Source organism: Aquipuribacter nitratireducens, from assembly GCF_037860835.1.
In the GTDB taxonomy this organism is placed as follows: Bacteria; Actinomycetota; Actinomycetes; order Actinomycetales; family JBBAYJ01; genus Aquipuribacter; species Aquipuribacter nitratireducens.
Genome location: NZ_JBBEOG010000021.1, coordinates 1 through 2677 on the forward strand (window position 1 = coordinate 1; position 2677 = coordinate 2677).

The window sequence follows — 2677 nt, forward strand, 5'->3', positions numbered from 1 at the left end:
CGGGTCGTAGGACATGAGCTCCTCACCGGGCACGCCGTCGAGCTGGACCGGGACGAGGACCGCCGTGCCGGTGTCGTTGCCCGGGTTCTCCCGCAGGACGTCGTAGGGCTCGGTGTTGCCGTCCGTGAGGGTGCTGACGACGAACCCGTCGCCGTACCCGTTCCACCGGACGATCTCGTCGGCGCCGTAGTCGGCGGTCGAGGGGGCCGGGGTGCAGTCGGCCACGGTGCGACTGGTCTGCGTGAGGACCGCTCCCTCCGAGCTGACGGTCACGCTGACGGGCCCGGTCGACATGAGGATGGAGAAGCCCAGGGCCTCACCTGCTCCGACGACGACCCGTTCGGCGATGTCCCCGAAGTCGCTCGTGACCAAGATGTCGAAGGCGGTCGCGGCGGCAGGGTCGGCGAAGAGCTCGCCGAGGACGGCGGTAGTCCCCTGCTGGTCGAGCACGAAGCACGAGGAGATCGACGCGGTGGCGCTCGCCGCGGCGACCTGGGCGGTGGCACCGGGCGTGCGCGACGGCAGCGGTCGGAGGGTGAGGACCGCGTCGTCGGACGTCGCGCCCGCGGTCGCGGTCCGCGGCTCCGTGGCTGAGGCGGCAGCCGGTCCGACGAGGCCGGCGGCCAGGACGAGCGTGAGCGGGAGGACGAGCGCGGGCGCGCTCGATCGGGCTGAGATCACTGAGGCCCCTTCGGGGTGAGAGGCCGGGACCCCTCGCCCCGGCGGCTCATCATGCGCCACGGGCCGTCAGCGGGTGGGGGAAGCGGCGAACTCTCATCTGTGTGGACCCGGTGCGACGGCGGATGCCGTCACGGGGAGGTCCCCGTGACGGCATCCGATCATGGTGCGGGCGCGCAGGCCGTACCGGTCAGTCGCCCTCGAGGTTCACGCGAACCGCGTCCGCCCAGTACCGGCCCCAGTAGGTGTCGAGGTAGGTGCCGGTGCCGCCGCCCACCTTGAGGTCGATGAGGACGTGCCGGCCCGTCGAGGAGTTGTAGATCGCCAGCTCGGACAGCGGGGTCCGGTCGCTCTCGAGGGCGGTGACGACGTCCCAGCCCGTCGACCACTGCCGGTCGGAGAAGGTACCCGTGGTGCCGTTGGGGAAGAGGTTGACGAGGACCTGCCGACCGGTCGCCGAGTTGTAGACCAGGAGCTCGGACATGATGTCGGTCTGGAGCTCGACGGGCTCGACGGTGTCCCAGCCCTTCGACCACTGCCGGTCGGAGAAGGTGCCGGTCGAGCCGTTGGCGAACAGGTTGACGAAGACCTGCCTGCCGGTGACGGAGTTGTACACGACGAGCTCGGACGCGCGGTCGCCGTCGAGCTCGATGGGCTCGACGACGTCCCAGCCCTTCGACCACTGCCGGTCGGAGAAGGTGCCGGTCGTCCCGTTCCCGAAGAGGTTGATGAGGACCTGGCGACCGGTGACGGAGTTGTAGACGACGAGCTCGCTGCCGAGGTCGGCGTCGAGCTGGATCGGCTCGATGACGTCCCAACCCTTCGACCACTCCCGTGTGCTCACCAGGGAGAAACCGAAGTCCGGGTCCCAGTCGTAGAACGACTGGCGCCCGGTCAACGGGTCGTAGGACATCAGCTCCTCACCAGGCACGCCGTCGAACTCGATGGGGACGAGGACGGCGGTGCCGGTCTCGTTGCCGGGGACCTCTTGGAGGAAGTCGTAGATCTCGGTGTTGCCGTCGGTGAGCGTGCTGACGACCTCGCCCGAGCCGAAGCCGTCCCAGCGGACGATCTCGTCGGCGCCGAAGTCGGCCTGGGACGGTGCGGGCGTGCAGTCCGGCACGTTGCGTGCGGCCTGGGCGAGGACCGCTCCGCCCGAGCTCACCGTGATCCCGAGGTCGCCCGCGAAGTCGCGCGCCGAGAAGGCGATCGTCTCGCCGGCGTCGGCGATGATCTGCGCCTGGTCGTTGAGCACGCCCCCGGTGATGGTGATGTCGAACACGGTGGCCGACGCGGCATCGGCGGTCACGGTGCCGTAGAGCTCCGCGAAGCCGAGCTGGTCGTAGACGAAGCACGACGAGATCGCGACGGTGGCGCTGGTCGCGGCGAACCGGGCGGTCCCAGGAGAGGGCTGCACGCTCCTGAGGACCAGGCCGGTCTCCCCGTACTGGGAGGCGTCGGACGAGTCCGCGCGTGTCGAGTCGGTGGAGGCGGCGGCCGGTCCGACGAGGCCGGCGCCCAGGACGAGGGCCAGTGGGAGGACGAGCGCGGGCGCGCTCGATCGGGCTGAGATCACAGGATTCCCCTAGGGGTGAGAGACCGGGACCCCTCGCCCCGGCGGCTCATCATGCGCCTCGAACCGCCGGGAGGAGGGTGAGTTGGGAACTCTCATCCAGAAGGACCCGGTGCGACGACGGATGCCGTCACGGGAAGGTCCCCGTGACGGCATCCGATCATGGTGCGGGCGCGCAGGCCGTACCGGTCAGTCGCCCTCGACGTTCACCCGGACCGCGTCGTTCCAGTACCGGCCCCAGAAGGTGTCGAGATAGGTCCCGGTGCCGCCACCGGCCTTGAGGTCGATGAGGACGTGCCGACCTGTCGAGGAGTTGTAGATCGCCAGCTCGGACAGCGGGGTCCGGTCGCTCTCGAGGGCGAGGACGACGTCCCAGCCCTTCGACCACAGCCGGTCGGAGAACGTGCCGGTGGCGCCATTGGCGAA

The 2677-nt window shown here is 70.1% G+C and carries 3 protein-coding genes; all 3 read right to left on the reverse strand.

Annotated elements, in window-relative coordinates; all coding sequences use genetic code 11:
- A partial coding sequence (locus tag WAB14_RS18145) for a hypothetical protein (protein WP_340271752.1) occupies positions 1-681 on the reverse strand: 681 nt, incomplete at its 3' end.
- Between the two features lie 187 nt (positions 682-868).
- Positions 869-2254: a hypothetical protein gene (locus WAB14_RS18150; protein WP_340271753.1), complete on the reverse strand. Its 1386-nt coding sequence runs from the start codon at positions 2252-2254 to the stop codon at positions 869-871.
- Between the two features lie 186 nt (positions 2255-2440).
- Positions 2441-2677, reverse strand: a 237-nt coding sequence (locus WAB14_RS18155; RefSeq protein WP_340271754.1) for a hypothetical protein, incomplete at its 5' end; no start/stop codon positions are given.